This window comes from Xanthomonas sp. WHRI 10204 (genome assembly GCF_040202875.1).
Classification (GTDB): Bacteria; Pseudomonadota; Gammaproteobacteria; order Xanthomonadales; family Xanthomonadaceae; genus Xanthomonas.
In genome coordinates, this window is the sequence record NZ_JBEGDW010000002.1 from 329,930 (window position 1) to 350,734 (window position 20,805).

General features: G+C 65.2%; 16 protein-coding genes. 15 read left to right on the forward strand and 1 reads right to left on the reverse strand.

The features are described 5' to 3' along the window. The first annotated feature begins 6 nt into the window (after nt 1–6). The 3 genes from ABQZ00_RS12180 (at nt 7) to ABQZ00_RS12190 (ending at nt 2,025) form a co-directional block, all read left to right on the forward strand. On the forward strand, nt 7–831 hold the full coding sequence (locus tag ABQZ00_RS12180; protein WP_323538210.1) for a DUF4097 family beta strand repeat-containing protein: 825 nt from the start codon (nt 7–9) through the stop codon (nt 829–831). A gap of 32 nt (nt 832–863) precedes the next feature. Beyond that, entirely contained in the window at nt 864–1,397 is a 534-nt protein-coding gene (locus tag ABQZ00_RS12185; protein WP_115553444.1) for a DUF2884 family protein, read from the forward strand. A 205-nt stretch (nt 1,398–1,602) separates the two neighbouring features. Then, nucleotides 1,603–2,025 (forward strand): hypothetical protein, encoded by a 423-nt coding sequence (locus ABQZ00_RS12190; protein WP_323522072.1) that lies wholly within the window; start codon nt 1,603–1,605, stop codon nt 2,023–2,025. A 122-nt stretch (nt 2,026–2,147) separates the two neighbouring features. On the opposite strand, the gene ABQZ00_RS12195 is transcribed toward ABQZ00_RS12190, so the two are convergent. Further along, the gene (locus ABQZ00_RS12195; protein WP_323538209.1) at nt 2,148–3,554 is read right to left on the reverse strand and encodes a class II fumarate hydratase; all 1,407 of its coding nucleotides are present in this window, start codon (nt 3,552–3,554) and stop codon (nt 2,148–2,150) included. 287 nt (nt 3,555–3,841) lie between these two features. Here ABQZ00_RS12195 and ABQZ00_RS12200 point away from each other — a divergent pair, with 287 nt between their 5' ends. From ABQZ00_RS12200 to ABQZ00_RS12255, 12 genes are all read left to right on the forward strand, one after another. After that, complete coding sequence (locus ABQZ00_RS12200; RefSeq protein ID WP_311238722.1) at nt 3,842–5,164, forward strand: hemolysin family protein; 1,323 nt, start codon at nt 3,842–3,844, stop codon at nt 5,162–5,164. Between the two features lie 35 nt (nt 5,165–5,199). Further along, nucleotides 5,200–6,567 (forward strand): adenylosuccinate lyase, encoded by a 1,368-nt coding sequence (gene purB / locus ABQZ00_RS12205; protein ID WP_115527496.1) that lies wholly within the window; start codon nt 5,200–5,202, stop codon nt 6,565–6,567. A 372-nt stretch (nt 6,568–6,939) separates the two neighbouring features. Then, nucleotides 6,940–7,440 carry a DUF3060 domain-containing protein gene (locus tag ABQZ00_RS12210; RefSeq protein ID WP_311238721.1) on the forward strand — a complete coding sequence of 167 codons (501 nt, stop codon included), beginning with the start codon at nt 6,940–6,942 and terminating at the stop codon, nt 7,438–7,440. 725 nt (nt 7,441–8,165) lie between these two features. Beyond that, nucleotides 8,166–9,626 (forward strand): ribosomal protein uL16 3-hydroxylase, encoded by a 1,461-nt coding sequence (locus ABQZ00_RS12215; protein ID WP_323538208.1) that lies wholly within the window; start codon nt 8,166–8,168, stop codon nt 9,624–9,626. Continuing rightward, nucleotides 9,623–10,555 (forward strand): GNAT family N-acetyltransferase, encoded by a 933-nt coding sequence (locus tag ABQZ00_RS12220; RefSeq protein ID WP_323538207.1) that lies wholly within the window; start codon nt 9,623–9,625, stop codon nt 10,553–10,555. The genes ABQZ00_RS12215 and ABQZ00_RS12220 overlap by 4 nt, the downstream gene beginning before the upstream one ends. 180 nt (nt 10,556–10,735) lie before the next feature. Further along, entirely contained in the window at nt 10,736–13,564 is a 2,829-nt protein-coding gene (locus ABQZ00_RS12225) for a 2-oxoglutarate dehydrogenase E1 component (RefSeq protein ID WP_055844860.1), read from the forward strand. 42 nt (nt 13,565–13,606) lie between these two features. Then, the gene (gene sucB, locus ABQZ00_RS12230; RefSeq protein ID WP_055844863.1) at nt 13,607–14,818 is read left to right on the forward strand and encodes a dihydrolipoyllysine-residue succinyltransferase; all 1,212 of its coding nucleotides are present in this window, start codon (nt 13,607–13,609) and stop codon (nt 14,816–14,818) included. A gap of 146 nt (nt 14,819–14,964) precedes the next feature. Beyond that, nucleotides 14,965–16,401: a dihydrolipoyl dehydrogenase gene (lpdA, locus tag ABQZ00_RS12235; RefSeq protein WP_115512077.1), complete on the forward strand. Its 1,437-nt coding sequence runs from the start codon at nt 14,965–14,967 to the stop codon at nt 16,399–16,401. Between the two features lie 164 nt (nt 16,402–16,565). Continuing rightward, nucleotides 16,566–17,159, forward strand: coding sequence for an LOG family protein (locus tag ABQZ00_RS12240; RefSeq protein WP_115559460.1), 594 nt, complete (start codon nt 16,566–16,568; stop codon nt 17,157–17,159). Nucleotides 17,160–17,434: 275 nt separating this feature from the next. Continuing rightward, entirely contained in the window at nt 17,435–18,037 is a 603-nt protein-coding gene (locus ABQZ00_RS12245) for an IMPACT family protein (protein WP_323538206.1), read from the forward strand. Continuing rightward, on the forward strand, nt 18,034–19,803 hold the full coding sequence (locus tag ABQZ00_RS12250; protein WP_055844875.1) for an ABC transporter transmembrane domain-containing protein: 1,770 nt from the start codon (nt 18,034–18,036) through the stop codon (nt 19,801–19,803). The genes ABQZ00_RS12245 and ABQZ00_RS12250 overlap by 4 nt, the downstream gene beginning before the upstream one ends. A gap of 90 nt (nt 19,804–19,893) precedes the next feature. Beyond that, a complete protein-coding gene (locus ABQZ00_RS12255) occupies nt 19,894–20,793 on the forward strand; it encodes a hydrogen peroxide-inducible genes activator (protein WP_323538205.1) in 900 nt (299 codons plus the stop codon). Nucleotides 20,794–20,805: the final 12 nt, after the last annotated feature.

Sequence of the window (20,805 nt, forward strand, 5' to 3'; positions counted from 1 at the left end):
CACCCCATGCGCCTGCCTTTGACCCTGGCCATCCTGTTCGCATTGCCCGGCGCCGCAGTGGCCGAGGAGCAGTGCAAATTCTCCGAGCCACGCAGCCTGGAACTGCAGCTGGCGGGAGTGAAATCGGTGTTGTTCGAAGTCGGTTCCAGCGACCTGCATCTGGAAGCATTGCCCGGCAATGGCGGTCGTCTGCATGGCCGCGCTTGTGCAGCCAAGGCCGACGTACTCAAGGGCCTGACGGTCACCCAGAAGCGGGTGGGCGACCGGCTGGTGGTGACGCTGACGGACGACCGCCTGCTGCGTATGTCCGTCGGCGAAAACTATTCGTATCTGGACCTGCGCGGCAGCGTGCCGAGTCACCTGCTGGTGCAGTTGGATGTGGGCTCCGGCGATGCCGACATCACCGGCGCCGCTGCAGTGAGTGCCGATGTCGGCTCCGGCGATGTGGCGATTCGCAAGAGCAAGGGACGTGTCACCGTCAAGGTGGGCTCCGGCGATGTTGAACTGGAAGACATCGGTACGCTCCGCGTGTTGGCTGTGGGCTCGGGCGATCTGAAGGCCAAGCAGATCCATGGCGCGGCGGAGATCGGCAAGGTGGGCTCGGGCGACGTCACGCTGCGCGACGTGGCCGGCAGCATCAAGGTCGGCACGATCGGGTCCGGCGATATGGAGCTCAACGACGTGCGAGGAAACATCACCGTCGAGGCGATCAATTCCGGCGCGCTCAACGTGCGCAAGGTGAGCGGCGATGTGAGCGTTGCGCGCAAGGGCAGCGGAGATATCAATGTCAAGGACGTCGCCGGCACCACGCGCGTGCCGGCCGAGCGCTGATCACTTCATCCACGATTCGAAGGGGACTGCTGATGAAATCATTTCTCTCTGCGGTGTTGGTCGGTGCGCTGCTGGTTGGCTGCGGCAAGCCAGAGGTCGCCGTCGACGGCTCCGCGCACATCCAGGGCAGCGGCGTGACGTTCGATGGCAAGAGCCTGACGCTCAAGCGCGACACCTTACCTGCTGCCACCATCGGCATGGATGGCACGCTCAGCATCGGGGGCAAGCCGGTGGCCCTGAACGATGCACAGCGCCAGGCAATGCGCGGTTATTACGCGCAGGTGCAGGCGGTGGCCAACAAGGGTATCGATATCGGCACCCAAGGCGCGGCATTCGGCGCCCATGCGGCCGGCGAAGCGCTCAAGGGTGTGCTCAGTGGCAACGTGGAGAAGATGGGCGACAAGATCCAGGCCGACGGCGAAGCCTTCAAGCAAAACGCCCTGCGCATCTGCGACCAGTTGGGCAAGCTACGCACCGCCCAGGACGCCGCCGTGCAGCTGGTGCCGGCGTTTGCGCCTTACTCCACCCTCACCCAGCACGACGTCGACGATTGCCGTAAGGAATGACGGGGCCACAGCCGCTGCGTCGCCGCCGACAAGTGCAGCGGCTGTCAGCAACCCAAAGGCGCGCGGGACCATGCGGTTTTTGGGCGCACGCCATGGCGCGGAGGCGGGACCTGCGACATTTTGTCAGCCGGTCCGGCTGGCCGCCGCGCTGATCGACAGCGTGGGCGCGGATTACACTAGGCGCTTCCCACGACAGATTGACCCCATGAACAAGTTCGTGATGCTCTGCATGGCGCTGCTGCTGTGCACCCTTGCCGCCTGTGGCGACCAGTCGTCCCGTCGCGCCGAACGCGGTAAGCCGCGCGTTGCCATCACCACCCAATCGGTGATGATCCGCCGCCCACCGGCTGCCAATGCGGAAATCACGCCCGATGGCACGCTCAAGATCGATGACATCGCGCTACCGCAGAAGGAGCCGACCCGCGCCAAGTTGCAATTGCTGTTCGGGCATCTGCAGATGCTGCGACAGCAGGCCGTCAACGCCGCTGGCGCAGACACGGAGTACAAGTCGATCAAGCTGACCGCCACGCCGGAGATCCAAACGCTCAGCGGCGAACTGCTGGATGAAATCCCGTCGCTGCAGCCGTATCGCGAGAGCTTCGGCAACGTGCAGGCTGAGCGGCACTGAGTATTAGCGAAGCCGCGAGAACGGAAGGCTAGAACCCAGGATCGGAGCGCGCCCGAGCGCGACGGGGCTTTATCGACAACGCCCCATCGCGCCCGGGTGCGCATACACGCACATTGTGATGATCAGCCACCGCCGCCACTGCTGCCGGCCTGGATGCCACCACGCGTCAGTGCAGCAGGATCCAGCAAACGGCGCAGGTCCGCTTCGCTGAGCCCACTGTCTTCCAGGGCCACCTCCAGCACCGGGCGCTGTTCCTTGTAGGCGCGCTTGGCGATCGCTGCGGCTTTTTCGTAACCGATGATCGGGTTGAGTGCGGTGACCAGGATCGGATTGCGGCCCAGCGCCTCGCGCACGCGGTCCTGACGCACCTTCAATCCGGCAATGGCGGTATCGGCCAACAGACGCGACACATTGCCCAGCAAGGTGATCGAATCCAGCAGGTTGTAGGCGATCAACGGCAGCGTCACGTTCAATTGGAAGTTGCCGGTCTGCCCCGCCACGGTGATCGCAGTGTGGTGGCCGATGACCTGCGCGCAGGCCATCACGGTCGCCTCGGGAATCACCGGGTTGACCTTGCCCGGCATGATCGAGCTGCCCGGCTGCAGCGCCGGCAATTCAATCTCGCCCAGGCCCGCCAACGGGCCGGCGTTCATCCAGCGCAGATCATTGGCGATCTTGATCAACGCCACCGCCAGCGCGTTGAGCTGGCCGGACAACTCCACCGCATCGTCCTGCGCAGCCAGGCCTTCGAACTTGTTTTCCGCGCTCTCGAACTTGGCGCCGCTCAGGCTCGACAAGGCCTTGGCCACCTTGCCGCCGAAGCGCGGGTCGGCGTTGATGCCGGTCCCGATCGCGGTGCCGCCCAGCGGCAGGCGGCGCAGCCGCTTGAGCGCATCGTCGAGCCGGTCTTGCGCCGAACTCAATTGCGCAGACCAAGCCCCAAATTCCTGCCCGAACGTCAGCGGCATCGCATCCATCAAATGCGTGCGACCGGTCTTGACGATCTTGTCCAGCGACCTGGCGCGCTTGTCGATGGTCTTGCGCAGATGCTTGAGCGCCGGCTGCAGGTGTTCCTGCACCGCAAGCAACGCCGACACACGGATTGCGGTGGGCACCACATCGTTGGAACTCTGGCCGAGATTGACGTGATCGTTGGGATGCACCGCGTCCTTGCCGGCGCGCGTGGCCAGCGTGGCAATCACCTCGTTGGCATTCATGTTGGACGAGGTGCCCGAGCCGGTCTGGTACACATCGATCGGAAACTGCGCGTCATGGGTGCCATCGGCCACCTGCAATGCCGCGGCCTGCACGGTCTTGCTGATCGACTTCGGCAGCAGCCCGAGCTCGGCATTGACACCGGCGGCGGCGGCCTTGATCAAGCCCAGCGCGCGAATGAAGCCGCGTGGCATCGGCTGGCCGGATACCGGAAAATTCTGCACGGCACGCTGGGTCTGCGCGCCCCACAATGCATCGGCGGGCACCTGCAATTCGCCCATGCTGTCGTGTTCGGTCCTGAAACGTTCGCTCATCTGCCTTCTCCGCACAGTGTTGGATTGTGGTGACGCAATGGCTGGCAGCGGGCGCACCCACGCTGGCGAGGGTCATTACGATACTCGCTGGCAGCGTTGCAACGATGTCATCGCAGTGCGTGGACTAGACTCAGCATTGATCCATACGAGGTACCACGCCGCCATGGGCGACGACCCTGACTGTAGAAACGCACTGCCCGCGTTCTGCTTCGCTGCACCCCGCACCACCACGCACACGCCTGCGTTTATGCATCCACCCGCCGCCCCTGCACCGCGCGGAGGCGAACATGCTCGGTAATGTGCTGCTGTTGATCGTCGCGCTGTTGCTGGTGCTGTTGAACGGCTTCTTCGTTGCCGCCGAATTCGCCCTGGTCAAACTGCGGCACACCCAGGCGGTGGGGCTGGCCCAGACCCATGGCTGGCGCGGGCGTCTGTTGCTGGGGGTGCACGCCCATCTGGATGCGTATCTGTCGGCATGCCAGCTCGGCATCACCCTGGCATCGCTGGGATTGGGCTGGGTCGGCGAACCTGCATTCGCGCATCTGCTGCAGCCTTTGTTCGATGTGCTGGGCATGTCCGAGGACGCCGCGCAGTTCACCGCCTTGGCAATTGCCTTCAGCCTGATTTCGTTCCTGCACATCGTGCTGGGCGAATTGGCCCCCAAAACCATGGCGATCCGGCGCCCGGAGCGCATGTCGTTGTGGACCGCCGCGCCGTTGTACGTTTTTTACTGGGCCATGTACCCGGCAATCTGGGTGCTCAATACCAGCGCCAACCGGCTGCTGCGCCTGCTGGGCTGGGGCGATGTGGAGCACCAGTCGCACCGCTATTCGCGCGAAGAACTCAAACTGATCGTCGGCCGCCAGGACCCCAACGCGCCTACCGCCGATCATGGGCTGGCGCTGATGAGCCATGCGCTGGAACTGCCGGATCTGGTGGCCGGCGACCTGATGCGCCCCCGCGAGCATATGCGCAGCCTGCGCGAGGACATGAACCTGGAAGCGGTGCTGGCCGAATTCAGCGAGTCGCGCTACAGCCGCTACCCCTGGTTCGACACCGATGGCGAGCAGGTGCTGGGCATCCTGCATACCAAGGATCTGCTGGTGGCGATGGCGCGCGGCCAGGACCTGGACGACCTGCGTCCGTTGCTGCGACCACCCACCCGGCTGTCTCTGGAAACCCCCATTCCCAGCGCGCTGGAGCAGTTCCGCAGCGGCACTACCCATCTGGCGCTGTGCGTGGAGGACGAAGGCCGCATTCTGGGCTTCTTCACCCTGGAGGACCTGCTGGAAGTGGTGGTCGGCGAGATCGAGGACGAGCACCGTCACGTGGTGCGCGACGCCCCGGTACGCAGCCAGGACGGCTCGCTGCTGGTGGCCGGCAGTACCTCGATCTTCCGCCTGGAACGCTTGCTGGGCCAGGATCTGAGCGCCCCGGACCATGTCAATTCGGTCGGCGGGCTGATCGTGCATCAGCTGCAGCGGCTGCCCGAAGAAGGCGAAACCCTGGAACTGGACGGCCACGCGCTGACCGTTCGGCGCATGGCCGGCCACCGCATCCAGGCGGTGACAGTGCGGCCGGTGGGCGAAGCGGGCGTCGGGGCGGCGTAGAATACCGGCCCCGCCAGCTTCCCAGTGCCCTCCCCATGTCGGATTCCGCCCTGCTCGCCCTGTCCCCGCTCGACGGCCGCTACGCCTCCAAGGTGGATGCGCTGCGCCCGATCTTTTCCGAATACGGCCTGATCCGGGCACGGGTCAAGGTCGAGATCGAATGGCTGCTGGCCCTGGCCGCCGAGCCGGGCATCGCCGAACTGGCGCCGTTTTCGGCCGCCGCCAGCCAGCGTCTGCGTGCGCTGGCCGACGACTTCAGCGTGACCCATGCCGGGCGGGTGAAGGAGATCGAACGCACCACCAACCATGACGTCAAGGCGGTGGAGTACTTCATCAAGGAACAGCTCAAGGACGATGCCGAGCTGGGCCCGGCACTGGAGTTCGTGCACTTCGCCTGCACCAGCGAAGACATCAACAACCTCAGCTACGGCTTGATGCTGGAGCAGGCGCGCCGCGACGTGCTTCTGCCCACGCTGGACGGCATCACCGCCTCGCTGCGCACACTGGCGCATGCGCAGGCCGCGCAACCGATGCTGTCACGCACGCATGGCCAGACCGCCTCGCCCACCACGCTGGGCAAGGAAATCGCCAACGTGGTCGCGCGCCTGGAGCGCCAGCGCAAGCAGATCGCCGCGGTGGAACTCACCGGCAAGATCAACGGCGCGGTGGGCAACTACAACGCGCATCTGGTGTCGTACCCGCAGCTGGACTGGGCCGCGTTTGCGCAGCGGTTTGTGGAGAGCCTGGGCCTGGTGTTCAACCCCTACACCACCCAGATCGAGCCGCACGACAACGTGGCCGAAATCGGCGACGCCACGCGTCGCGCCAACACCATCCTGATCGACCTGTCGCGCGATATCTGGGGCTACATCTCGCTGGGGTATTTCAAGCAAAAGTTGAAAGAAGGCGAAGTCGGCTCGTCCACGATGCCGCACAAGGTCAACCCGATCGACTTTGAAAATGCCGAAGGCAATTTCGGCGTGGCCAATGCGTTGTTCGAGCACTTTTCCGCCAAGCTGCCGATCAGCCGCTGGCAGCGCGACCTCACCGATTCCACCGTCCTGCGTGCGCTGGGCACCGCGTTCGGTCACACCCAAGTGGCGCTGGATTCGCTGGCCAAGGGTCTGGGCAAGCTGACCGTCAATCCGCAGCGCCTGGATGCCGATCTGGACGCCGCCTGGGAAGTACTGGCCGAAGCCGTGCAGACGGTGATGCGTCGCCACGGCCTGCCCAACCCGTACGAACAACTGAAGGCGCTGACGCGCGGCCACGGCATCACCGCCGCTTCGATGCAGGCCTTCGTGGAAAGCCTGGAGCTGCCCGAAGAAGACAAGCAGCGCCTGCGTACGCTCACCCCGGGCGGCTACACCGGCCTGGCCGAGCAGCTGGCGCGCGCGATCTAAGAAAGCGCTCAACAACGCCAGGCATGACGAGTGAGCCCGGGATTTCGCTCACATGCGGCGGCCTCCCACGCTGAAGATCAAGCACGTGCGCGTAGTGAAGAGTGCTTCGGTTGCTGATCGACAGCACGTGGAAAAGGCGTTCAACGCTGGCCTAAGCGGGAACACCATCGGCCGTGCCACGCCAAGCGGGCGCGGCCATTGCCGGGATGCGGTAGGTCCTGGGGATGCGGTAGGTCCTGGCATTTCTACCGACGTGACAGTACGGCTGCTTCGCCGGGCGTGTCGGCAACGCCCAAGCGTCGAGCCGGCGTCAACGGCGCTCCCCCGACGCGGCTGCTATGGTGCCGGCCTCATCCAAGCGAGGGATCACCCATGCATGCAGCCCGGACTATCGCGTCGCTGTTCGCCCTGTCCAGCATCGCCGCACTGAGCGGATGTGGCGCCGACGGCCCTGCGGCCCAAGCGCTATCGGCCGTCTCGTCCACAGTGACCGACCCGGCCAGCGGCGCCGATTGCGACGGCAAGGATGTGCGCCTGACCCGCGACGACAGCGAGTGGATCCTGCATGGCAACTGCGGCGCGGTGACCATCACCGCCTCACGCGGCGCGATGAATCTGGACAACGCACGCAGCATCCGCGTGGAAGGCAGCAACTTCACCGTGCTCAACAAACAGCTGGGCCAGCTCAGCGTCTCTGGCCACGACAACACGCTCAATCTGACCAATGTCGACAGCGTGGACATCCAGGGCAACAAGAATCTGGTGCTGGCGCGCGAGGTCAAGCAGGTCCGTTTTTCCGGCAACGACAACACGGTCAACCCATCGAGCAAGCCCACGCTGGACGACCGCGGGAGCGGCAACAAGGTGATGTAAGTCGGTGGCCGCGACGGCGCGCTAGCGCAGCCTTCGCCCAGCAAGGCAGCAAGATTGCAAATGACGTACGCATGCTGCGCCGTGCGTGCCGAGCACTCGGCTTTCTTGCCAGCCAGCGGGGGCCGCGAATGCTCCCACCCCGGATGCCATTCGCGGCCCGATGCCATTCGCGGCCCTGGATTGCAGCACTTACGGCCGCCACGCCGCCACTAGCACTACGTCGCGTGGCTTGACGGTGCCAAGTACGATCACAAAATGCAGCGCGTCGCCCGCGCAAACGTGATCTGTGCCGCACAGCGCGAGCGCACGTCGATGACAGTATCGCCAGCAACAGCGGCCTGCCGGGCCGCGCACAGCAAGCAGCTGTGAACGTGGCGAGACCCGCAATGTGTGGCTTTCACCACCAATGGCTCAGCGCGCCCTGCTCTTGTCAGCGCGCCCTGCTTTTGTAGGAGCGGCCTTGGCCGCGAAGCCGTCCACGCATCCCATCAGGCTTCACGGCAAGCACGCTGTACCGCCCGAACACCGCTGCAGCACGTCTTGACGTGATCGCCAGCCAGGCGCATTCGCCGGCAGCGCGCAGACCGAACCACCACGTCCCTGAAGCATTGCCTGTTGCCGGCCCCGCGCGCAGGTGCAGATCCGGCGCAGGCATCGGACAATGGGGCATCTGCGCCGGCCCTGCCTGCGCCCCAGTATTCCATCGACACCTGCAAGGACTCCCCATGGCTGCACGCAAGGCAAACCCTCCCGTCATCGAAGTCCAGGCCCGTCCAGGCCAGCCGCTGGGCATGCCGGTGGAGCGCTTTCTGCGCACTTACTGGCACAAGCACCCGCTGCTGATCCGCAATGCCTTCGCAGATTTCGCCTCGCCGCTGCAGCCGGAAGATCTGGCTGGCCTGGCCTGCGAAGACGGCGTGCTGGCACGCCTGATCAGCCACGACCGCGCCACCGACGGCTGGAGCGTGCGTACCGGCCCGTTCCAGGAAACCGACTTCCCCGGCCTGCCCGATCACGATTGGACGCTGCTGGTGCAGGACGTGGACAAGTGGGACGCCGACGTGCGCGCACTGCTTGAGAAGTTCCGCTTTCTGCCGCGCTGGCGCATCGACGACATCATGATCAGCTTCGCCGCTACCGGCGGCTCGGTCGGCGCGCATGTCGACCATTACGACGTGTTCCTGCTGCAGGGCCAGGGCCACCGCCGCTGGCAGATCGACGCACGCACCTCGCAAGGCCGCAAGCCCACGCCGCTGGCGTTCCGTGACGACGTCGACATCAAGCTGCTGCGCGAGTTCAAGCCGACCCACGACTGGGTGCTGGGTCCGGGCGACATGCTGTATCTGCCGCCGCTGGTGCCGCATCACGGCGTGGCCGAAGACGCCTGCCTGACCTTCTCGATCGGTACCCGCGCACCGTCCTCGGCGGAATTGATCGGCGATTACCTGGACACCCTGATCGCCGATGCCGACGAGTCGGTGCGCTATCACGACGAAGACCTCAAGGTGCCGGCCGACCCGTACGAGATCGACGTCACCGCAATGAACCGCGTGGTCGAAGCGCTCAATGCGCTGCGCATGAACGACCCGGATCGCCTGGGCGACTGGTTCGGCCGTTTCATGACCACCTATCGCGCCTCCGGCGACGTGGTGCCGGCGCCCGAGCCGATCCAGCGCGAAGCGGTCGAACAGGCGCTGGAAGAAGGCGTGGTGCTGTATCGCCACCCCTGGTCGCGGCTGGCCTGGCGGCGTGCCAAGCGCGGCGCCACGCTGTTCTGCAGCGGCCTGGAATTTGCGTTGTCGGCCAAGGACGCGGCGCGTCTGGCGGCGGCCGAAGAAATCGATGGCGGGCTTTACGCACAGCTGAGCGCACGCGGCCGCGAGGTGGTGTTGGAGCTGTTGGCGCAGGGCCATTACCAGCGCGCCCATGACGACGCGCACGAAGACATCGACGACGATCAGGCGCACATGCTCACCGTGTCGGCCGACCACGACGACACTCAGGACGACGCCGACAGCGCAGACGCAGACGACGCCATCGATACCGATGCCGATGTCGAAGCGGTGGCGGACGACGCAGACAGCCCGGCAGATATCGCCGACATCGCGCAGAACGAAGATGGCAGCGCAGACGCTTCGGACATCGGCGAAGACGGCAACGACGACGAGGCCCCGGAGCGCGCATGAGCCCGCACGGCAGGCCGCAAATCGTGTCGCTGGACCCGGCATCCGATGCCGCGGCCCTGCGTGCGCTGCGGCAGGCCTGCACGACCGACATCGCGGGCAACGCCCACGATGCCGAGTGGGATGCGCTGGACCCGCTCAGCCTGCACGTGGCCGCGCGCACCGATGACGGCCAACTGGTCGGCTCGGTGCGCTTGACGCCGGATCGCCGCATCGACCGGCTCGGCCTGCTGCCGGCCTGGCGTCGTCGCGGGCTGTCGGACCAGCTGCTCGCCGCAGCGGTGGATGCTGCAACTCAACGTGGCTGGCCCAGTCTGCACGCCCGCGTCACCGCAAACGCCGAGGCCGTGTTCGCACGGCTCGGCTTTTTACCCGAACTCCCCTCGCATTCTCCTCACGGGCGCACCACCGATGCCGGCGCTGCGCCCGGCACGCCCCTGCATCGCCGGCTCGACGGCCCGATGGCGGTGGACGACCTCGCCGCGGCCCTGGCTGCCACCACCGGCCTGCTGTGCAGCACACGTCGGCAGGTGCTGATCTACACCCGCGCGCTGGATCCGCAATTGTTCGACAACGCTGCCGTGCTCGATGCACTGCGCCGCTTCGCCACCGCACGCCACGACAAACGCGTGCAGGTGCTGGTGCAGGACACTGCCAGCGCCGCCGCCAGCAGCAGCGCGATGTTGCGCCTGGCCCAGCGCCTGCCCAGTGTGTTCCGGTTCCGCGCGGTCAGCGATCCGGTCGATACCAGCTATGCGTCGGCCTATGTGATCGGCGACGACGCCTACTACTTTCGTCCAACGGGTCACCGCTTCGACGATGGCGAAACCTGGCTGTCCGGTGCGGCGCGCAGCCGCCAGCTAACGCGCGAATTCGCGCAGATATGGGAGCGCAGCGCGCTCTGGAACGAACCACGCGCGCTTGGCATCTGACACCGCAGCGCCCCTCGCACGTAGGCGCCCGACCAATTGGTCTACCCCGCCGGTCAGCTCGCAGACGCCCCCTCACAAGCGCAAGGGGGTATAATTTTTCGAGATTTGAGACCGACCGATAGGGCAACTCGCCCTGCCGCTTCCGCACAATCATCCCCACAGCAGACCCGACTTACCATCGTGGATAATCTCCTAAAGCAGTTCGCGCAGTCATCGCAGCTCGCCGGCGGCAACGCCGCCTATATCGAGGATCTGTACGAGCAGTACCTCGTCGCCCCGGACAGTGTCGATCCGAAGTGGAAGAGTTATTTCGACGGCTTCCAAGGTCGCGATGCGGGTGATGTACCGCATTCGGCGGCCATTGCCCACATTCTCAGCGCGTCCAAACAGGCCGCCAATGCCGGTACCGGCGCGGGCGCCAGCGACGAGCGCGAGCGCAATGTCGGCCGTCTGATCACCGCCTACCGTGCACGCGGCCACCTCGGTGCGCAGCTCGACCCGCTGGGGCTTACCCCGCCGGTCAACCCGCCCGATCTGGACCTGCCCTTCCACAGCCTGTCGCAGGCTGACATGGACAGCGAGTTCAGCACCGGCGGTGTCGGCGGCCAGCCGCGGATGAAGCTGAAAGATCTGCTGGCCCGCCTGAAGGCGACCTACGCCAGCAGCATCGGCGCAGAATTCATGCACATCCAGGAATTCGACCAGCGCCAGTGGATCTACAAGCGCCTGGAAGATGCCGGCGGCAAGATCGCAGGCGATGCGGCCAGCCGTAAGCGCACGCTGGAGCGGCTCACCGCCGCCGAAGGCCTGGAGCGCTACCTGCACACCAAGTACGTCGGCCAGAAGCGCTTCTCGCTGGAAGGCGGCGATGCGCTGATTCCGATGATGGACGCGATCATCCACCAGTCCGGCAAGGACCAGGTCAAGGACATCGTGATCGGCATGGCTCACCGCGGCCGCCTCAACGTGTTGGTCAATACGTTGGGCAAGAACCCGCGCAAGCTGTTCGACGAATTCGAAGGCAAGTTCGAGCATGCCCACGACGACCGCGCGCACACCGGCGACGTCAAGTACCACATGGGTTTCTCGGCCGACATCGCGGTAGGCGACAGCAACCAGGTGCATCTGGCGCTGGCGTTCAACCCCTCGCACCTGGAAATCGTCGACCCGGTCGTGGTCGGCAGCGTGCGTTCGCGTCAGGAACGCTTCGGCGATGCCGAACGCAAGACCGTGCTGCCGATCCTGATCCACGGCGATGCCGCATTCGCCGGCCAGGGCGTGGTGATGGAGCTGTTCCAGATGTCGCAGGCGCGCGGTTTCGCGGTCGGCGGCACGGTGCATATCGTCATCAACAACCAGATCGGCTTCACCACCAGTACGCGTGACGATGCCCGTTCCACGCTCTACTGCACGGACGTGGCCAAGATGATCGGCGCGCCGGTCTTCCACGTGAATGGCGACGACCCGGACGCGGTGATGTTCGTGTCCAAGCTGGCCTACGAATTCCGTCAGCAGTTCAAGAAAGACGTGGTCATCGACCTGGTCTGCTACCGCCGTTGGGGCCATAACGAAGCCGACGAACCGGCAGCGACCCAGCCGGTGATGTACCAGACCATCCGCAAGCACAAGACCACCCGCGAGCTGTATGCGACCAAGCTGGAAAGCGACGGTGTGCTGAGCGCCGACGAGGCCAAGGCGCTGGTGGACGGCTACCGCAACAAGCTGGATTCGGGCGAATACACCACCGAGCTCGCTACGCGCAAGCCGGACGAATTCGCCATCGATTGGTCCAAGTATCTGGTCGGCACTGCTGCCGATCCGGTGGATACGCGCGTCAAGCGTGACCAGCTGGATCGTCTGGCCAAGTTGATCACCACCATTCCCGAAGGCGTGGAGCTGCATGCCCGCGTCGCCAAGATCTACGACGACCGCGTCAAGATGGCCGCCGGCAATCAGCTAGGCGACTGGGGCTTTGCCGAAAACCTGGCGTACGCCACGCTGCTGGCCGAAGGCCACAAGCTGCGTCTGGTCGGCCAGGATGCCGGTCGCGGTACGTTCTTCCACCGTCACGCGATCCTGCATGACCAGAAGAACGACAACTACTACCTGCCGCTGCGTCAGCTGGTCGAGAACCCGGAAGACGCCACCATCATCGATTCGCTGCTCAGCGAAGAAGCGGTGATGGGCTTCGAATACGGCTACTCCACCACCGACCCGAACGCGCTGTGCGTGTGGGAAGCGCAGTTCGGCGACTTCGCCAACGGCGCGCAGGTGGTGATCGACCAGTTCATCGCTGCCGGTGAAGCCAAGTGGGGCCGTATCGCCGGCCTGTCGCTGTTCCTGCCGCATGGTTACGAAGGCCAGGGCCCGGAGCACAGCTCCGCGCGTCTGGAGCGTTTCCTGCAGCTGTGCGCGCTGGAGAACATGCTGGTCTGTGTACCGACCACACCGGCGCAATGCTTCCACATGATCCGTCGCCAGATGCGCATGACTACCCGCAAGCCGCTGGTAGTGATGACGCCCAAGTCGCTGCTGCGTCACAAGCTGGCGGTGTCGAGCCTGGAAGAACTGGCCGATGGCGAGTTCCAGCATCTGATTCCCGATGCCAAGGCCGATGCCGGCAAGGTCAAGCGCGTGGTGCTGTGCTCGGGCAAGGTCTATTACGACCTGCTCGAAGACCAGACCAAGCGCGGCCAGGACGACGTCGCGATCCTGCGCGTGGAGCAGCTGTATCCGTTCCCGCGTGCGCAGCTGGCCGCCGAACTCAAGGCCTATGCCAACGCCACCGACGTGGTGTGGTGTCAGGAAGAGCCGCAGAACCAGGGTGCGTGGTACCAGATCCGCCATCACCTCAATTTCTGCCTGGCCGGCGGTCAAAGCCTGCATTACGCCGGCCGTGTCCGTTCGCCTTCGCCTGCCGCCGGCCACATGGCCGACCACATCGTCGAACAGCAAACGCTGGTTGCCGATGCGCTCCTCAATCCGTTCAACGACCAAGTCGCTGAATAACTCCTCTTCCCCAAAGAACGAAAACCCTAGGACGCTCCCCGAATGGCCACCGAAGTCAAAGTTCCGGTACTGCCCGAATCCGTTTCCGACGCCACCATCGCCAGCTGGCACAAGAAGGCCGGTGAAGCGGTCAAGCGCGACGAGAATCTGGTCGACCTGGAAACCGACAAGGTCGTGTTGGAAGTTCCTTCGCCTGTCGATGGCGTGTTGAAGGAAATCAAGTTCGAAGCCGGCAGCACGGTCACCAGCAACCAGCTTCTGGCGATCATCGAAGAAGGCGCCGTTGCCGCCGCGGCTCCGGCCGAAGAGAAGAAGGCCGACGCACCGGCCGCCGCTGCAGCAGCTCCCGCTGCCGCCCCGGCACCGGCTGCTGCCGCTGCGCCGAGCGCGTCGAAGTCCGCTGCCGATTCGCTGCCCCCGGGTGCGCGTTTTTCCGCGATCACACAGGGCGTGGATCCGTCGCAGGTCGACGGTACCGGCCGCCGCGGCGCGGTGACCAAGGAAGACATCGTCAACTTCGCCAAAGCCGGTGGCGTGGGCAAGGCCTCTGGCGCCCGTCCGGAAGAGCGCGTGGCGATGACCCGCGTGCGCAAGACCATCGCCAAGCGTCTGATGGAGTCCAAGAACTCCACCGCGATGCTGACCACCTTCAACGAAGTGAACCTGGCCAAGGTGTCGGCCGCGCGCAAGGAACTGCAGGACGAGTTCCAGAAGGCGCACGGCATCAAGCTCGGTTTCATGAGCTTCTTCGTCAAGGCCGCCGCCAACGCGCTGCAGCGCTTCCCGCTGGTCAATGCCTCGATCGATGGCGACGACATCATCTATCACGGCTACAGCGATATCTCGATCGCCGTCTCCACCGAAAAGGGCCTGGTCACGCCGGTGCTGCGTAATGTCGAGCGCCAGTCGTTCGCTGAAGTCGAACAGGGCATCGCCGACTACGCCGCCAAGGCGCGCGCCGGCAAGCTGGGCCTGGACGATCTGCAAGGCGGTACGTTCACCATCACCAACGGCGGCACCTTCGGCTCGCTGCTGTCCACCCCGATCATCAACCCGCCGCAGAGCGCCATCCTGGGCATGCACGCGATCAAGGAACGTCCGATCGCCGAGAACGGTCAGGTCGTGATCGCGCCGATGATGTACCTGGCGCTGTCTTACGACCACCGCATCATCGACGGCAAGGATTCGGTGCAGTTCCTGGTCGACATCAAGAATCAGCTGGAAAACCCGGGCCGGATGCTGTTCGGCCTTTAAGAGCCGGGAATCGGGAATGGAGATTCGGGAATGGGACCAGCGCCCATCGACCGCTCCATTCCCGCCTGGACCTGGATGGGACGCAGCAGGCGCATGCGCTTTTGCCATTCCCCATTCCCTATTCCCCATTCCCGTGAGCAAATGAAATGAGCGAACAATTCGACGTCGTCGTCATCGGTGCCGGCCCGGCCGGCTATCACGCGGCGATTCGCGCGGCCCAGCTGGGCATGAAGGTCGCCTGCATCGACGCGGCACTCGGCAAGGACGGCAAGCCCGCCCTGGGCGGTACCTGCCTGCGCGTGGGCTGCATTCCGTCCAAGGCGCTGCTGGATTCCTCGCGCCAGTTCTGGAACATGGGTCACCTGTTCGGCGACCACGGCATCAGCTTCAACGATGCCAAGATGGACGTGCCCACCATGATCGGTCGCAAAGACAAGATCGTGAAGCAGTTCACCGGCGGCATCGCGATGCTGTTCAAGGCCAACAAGATCACCCCGTACTACGGCTTCGGCCAGTTGCTGCCGGGCAATATCGTCAAGGTCGCCCAGCACGAAGGCGGCGAGATCGAGCTCAAGGGCACCAACGTGATCCTGGCGGCCGGTTCGGAATCGATCGAACTGCCGTTCGCCAAGTTCGACGGCGACACCATCGTCGACAACGTCGGCGGCCTGGATTTCACCGCTGTGCCCAAGCGCATGGCAGTGATCGGTGCCGGCGTGATCGGCCTGGAACTGGGCAGCGTGTGGAAGCGCCTGGGCGCCGAAGTCACCATCCTCGAAGCGCTGCCGGACTTCCTGGCCCTGGCCGATGCCGAAGTGGCCAAGACCGCGCTGAAGGAATTCAAGAAGCAGGGCCTGGACATCAAGCTGGGTGCCAAGGTCGGCAAGACCGAGATCACCGGCAGCGGCGATGCCAAGCAGGTGGTGCTCAGCTACACCGACGCCGCAGGCGAGCAGACCCTCACCGTGGACAAGCTGCTGGTGGCCGTGGGCCGCAAGGCCGCGACCAAGAACCTGCTGGCCGACGGCACCGGCGTCAAGATGACCGACCGCGGCCAGATCGAGGTCGATGGTCATTGCCACACCGGCGTCGACGGCGTGTGGGCCATCGGCGACTGCGTGCGCGGGCCGATGCTGGCGCATAAGGGTTTCGAGGAAGGCATCGCGGTGGCTGAACTGATCGCCGGCCTGCCGGGTCACGTTAACTTCGACACCATTCCGTGGGTGATCTACACCGAGCCGGAGATTGCCTGGGTCGGCAAGACCGAGCAGCAGCTCAAGGCCGAGGGCGTGGCCTACAAGGCTGGCAGCTTCCCGTTCGCGGCGATTGGCCGTGCGGTGGCCATGGGCGAGCCGGCCGGCTTCGTCAAGGTGATCGCCGATGCCGAAACCGACCGCGTGCTGGGCATGCACCTGGTGGGCGTGGGCGTCTCCGAGCTGGTGCACGAAGGTGTGCTGACGATGGAATTCAACGGCTCGGCCGATGACCTGGCGCGTATCTGCCACGCGCATCCGACCTTGTCCGAAGCGATCCACGACGCCGCGATGGCGGTGAGCAAGCGCGCCATCCATAAGGCCAATTAAGCCTGGAATCGGGAGTTGGGAATCGGGAATCGTAAAAGCGATCCCATCCCCTCACTCCTCATGCTGACGCCGGACCTAGGTCCGGCGTCATGCGTTCTGGCTTCTATATTTGCTTTGACCCATACCCTATTCCCAACTCTCGATTCCCGAATCCCTGATCCCCGATGAAATCAATCTGCGTCTACTGCGGCTCCAATGCCGGCAACAAGCCTGTCTATGTCGAGCGCGCCATGGCGCTGGGCGATCGCATCGCCAAACAGGGCCTGCGTCTGGTCTATGGCGGCGGCAACGTCGGCTTGATGGGCACGGTGGCCAACGCGGTGCTGGCCGCCGGCGGCGAAGTCACCGGCGTCATTCCGCAGCAGCTGGCCGATTGGGAAGTGGCGCATCGCGGGCTGACCACGCTGGAAGTGGTCGGCTCGATGCATGAGCGCAAGATGCGCATGTTCGAGCTGTCCGATGCCTTCGTCGCCCTGCCCGGAGGCTTCGGCACCATGGAAGAGATTTTCGAGATGCTCACCTGGCGCCAGCTCGGCATCGGCAACAAGCCGTGCGCGTTTCTGGATAGCGCGGGCTTCTATGCACCACTGATCGGCATGATCGATCGCATGGTGGAAGAACGTTTCCTGCACCCGGATCAGCGCGCCGACCTGTGGTACGGCGACGACATGGAGCAGATGCTGGAGTGGATGCAGCACTACACCCCGGCGCAGGCATCCAAGTGGATCGACGAGAAGCGCCGCTCCACGCTGGTGTAATCGAAGACACCCCTGGCCCACGCGGCCGCAACGCACGTCGCTTTCTGCAAGCGCCCGCGGCAGTAACGCGCATCGACTCAGCAAACGCATGCTCATGCTAATACCGGGCAAACGCGTGCGCCCGAACATCTGCCAGGCGCGACGTCGGTCGCCAACGTCCGACGCACAGTAGCGGTGCATCGCTACAGCACCACCACGCCCCAGTCGCCCCGATCTGCCAGCTTGCAACGGCAGTCACGCTGACTGCAGCAACCGACATCGCCGCCTCGCATAGAATGGCGACGATGCTCGATACCCTCGCCGCTGACGCGTACCACAGCCTGGACATCAAGCACAGTCGCTTTCTGGCCCATGCTGCTGCACTCGATTCTTCCGCGCAGGCGTTGGAGATCGTGCAGCGCGTGTCGGTGCCGGATGCCACGCACAACTGCTGGGCCTACCGGTTCGGGCAGGAGTACCGTTCCAGCGACGATGGCGAGCCCAGCGGAACGGCGGGGCGGCCGATTCTGGCAGCCATCGATGGCCAAGGCTTCGATCGCGTGGTGGTGGTGGTGACGCGCTGGTATGGCGGGATCAAGCTCGGTGCCGGTGGGCTGGTGCGCGCTTATGGCGGCACGGCAGCCGAATGCCTGCGCCTGGCCACGCGGCGCCAGCTGGTTGCGCTGACCCTGCTCGACCTGCAATGCCAGTTCGACGATCTGGGGCTGGTACACGCGGCGCTTGTCGCGTTCCATGTCGACAAACTGGATGAACACTTCGACGCCCAAGGCGCAGCGTTACGCGTGCAGCTGCCTGCAGATCAGCTGGCTGGCTTGAAAACCCGCCTGTGCGACGCCACTCGCAATCGTGTCCATCTCTCAACACCGGAAGCCGCATGACTCAGCCAGCCGCCGCCAGGCCCAACCCATTGCGGAAGCTTGGCAGCCTGCGCACCTTGTGGCCGTTCGTGCAACGCCAGCGCGGCCTGTTCGCCGCCTGGCTGATCGCACTCGCGGTGTCCTCCGCGGCCACGTTGAGCCTGCCGGCAGCGGTCAAGCGCATGATCGACCACGGCTTCTCCGGCGGCACACAGATCAACCAGGCCTTCGCATTATTGTTTGTGGTGGCCGTGGTGCTGGCCCTGGCGACCGCAGCGCGTTTTTACTTCGTGGCGTTGCTGGGCGAAAAAGTCGTCGCAGATCTGCGCGGCCGTCTGTATGCGCACCTGATCAGCCTGGACGCCGGTTTTCATGATCGCAGCCGCAGCGGCGAGCTGGTGTCGCGGCTGTCGGCCGACAGCGAGCTGTTGCGCGGGCTGATCGCCAACACCATGTCGGTGGCGTTGCGCAGCTCGGTGACGGTGATCGGCAGCATGGTGATGTTGTTCGTCACCAGCCCGCGCCTGGCCGGATTCACGCTGATCGGCATTCCGTTGGCGGTGCTGCCGATCGTGCTGGGCGCGCGCCGGCTGCAAAAGATTTCGCGCGCCAGCCAGGATCGCGTGGCCGACGCCAATACGCTGGCGGCCGAAACGCTCGGCGCGGTCCGCACCGTGCAGGCGCATGCGCGCGAACGCTACGAGAGTCAGCGTTTCAGCCAGGCGTTGTTCGCGGCGATCGATACTGCGCGGCTGCGCATCCGCACCCAGGCCGGCGTCACCGCCATTGCGATCATGCTGATCTTCGGTGCCATTGTCGGTGTGCTGTGGTTGGGCGCGCACGACGTGGTGTCCGGCCGCATGACGCCCGGCACGCTGGGCCAGTTCGTGCTGTATGCGTTGATCGGCGGCGGTTCGGTTGGCGCGCTGGCCGAGGTGTGGAACGAGTTGCAGCGTGCCGCCGGCGGCATGGGCCGGGTTGGAGAACTGCTCGACGAACAGTCGGCGATCGTGGCGCCGGCCACGCCCATGCGCTTGCCGCAGCCGCTGCGCGGGGCGATTCATTTCGACCAGGTGATGTTTCATTATCCGCAGCGCCCCGACGCACCGGCGCTGGATGGATTCGACTTGCATGTCAGCCCCGGCGAAACCGTTGCCCTGGTCGGCCCGTCCGGCGCCGGCAAGAGCACGGTGCTGGCGATGCTGCTGCGCTTCCACGACCCCGCCAGCGGCAGCGTACGCATCGACGAAGTGGACCTGCGCCAGACCGACCCGGTGCGCTTGCGCGAGAACATCGCACTGGTCCCGCAACAACCGACCCTGTTTGCCGCCAGTGCCGCCGACAACATCCGCTACGGCCGCCTGGAGGCCAGCGATGCCGAGGTGGAAGCGGCAGCGGCCGCAGCAGAAGCCGATGTCTTTATCCGCGCCCTGCCCCAAGGCTATGCCAGCGAGCTGGGCGAGCGTGGTACGCGCCTGTCCGGCGGCCAGCAGCAACGTGTGGCAATCGCACGTGCGTTGCTCAAGGACGCACCCATCCTGCTGCTGGACGAAGCCACCAGCGCACTGGATGCACAGAGCGAGCGCGCCGTGCAGCAGGCACTGGACCGACTGATGCAGGGCCGCACCACCCTGGTCATCGCACACCGCCTGGCAACCGTGCTCAAGGCCGACCGCATCGTGGTCATGGATGCCGGCCGTATCGTGGCGCAGGGCACGCATGCGCAGTTGATCGCCGAAGGTGGCCTGTACGCCGAGCTGGCGCGGCTGCAATTCATCGATCAATGACGCCCGGTTGATGCCTACTCCGGGCCACACGCTCGCTCACCGGCCTCGCCGGCAGTGCGACTCCGAGCGACCCGACGTACCGATGCGACCATGCCCCGCCCCAAGACCACTCTTCGCCAACTCAGTTACTTCGTCGCGCTGGCAGATACCGGCAGCTTCACCCGTGCTGCCGAGCAGATGGGCGTGTCGCAGCCCTCGCTGTCGCAACAGATCCGCGCACTGGAAACCATCATCGGTGCGCCGTTGTTCGAGCGCGGCGTCCCGGCCATCCTGACCCCGCTCGGGAGCGACCTGCTCGACCGCGCGCGCAGCATCCTGCTCGATGTGACCGATCTGGAAGAAGTACGCACGACCTCGACCGACACGCTGATCGGCACCATCCGGCTCGGTGTCTCGCCCACGCTGGGCGCCTACCTGATGCCCAGCCTGGTCGCACGACTGCACCGCGAGCACCCGGCGCTGCGCGTGCACGTGCGCGAGGGCCTGCCGACCGTGCTCGCCCGCGACCTGGCCAACGGCGTGCACGATCTGATCCTGGCGCAATTGCCGGTGGCCGGGAGCAGCCTGCACAGCGAGCGGCTGTTCCGCGAACCGCTGCACGTGACCATGGCCGCCGATCACCCGCTGCGCAGCAAACGCTACATCACCCCTGCCGATCTACGCGGTGCCAACCTGCTGACCTTGATGCCGGAATACCGATTGGCCGAACAGGTGGCCGCAATCGCGATGGAAGTCGGCGCACATGTGTTGCGCGACTACGAAGGAACGAGTCTGGATGCGATCCGACAGATGGCCGGCATGGGCATGGGTCTGGCCCTGCTGCCGGAGCTTTACGTGCGTCAGGAAATCCGCGAAGGCGACGATGTAGTGGTGCGCCCGATCAAGGGCGGCCGCTATTACCGCGAGATCGGGCTGCTGTGGCGGCAAGGTGCGGGGCGCGCGCCAGCGTTCGGTTTGATCGCAGATCTACTGCGCGCGGCAGCCGCATAGGAAAATCCTATA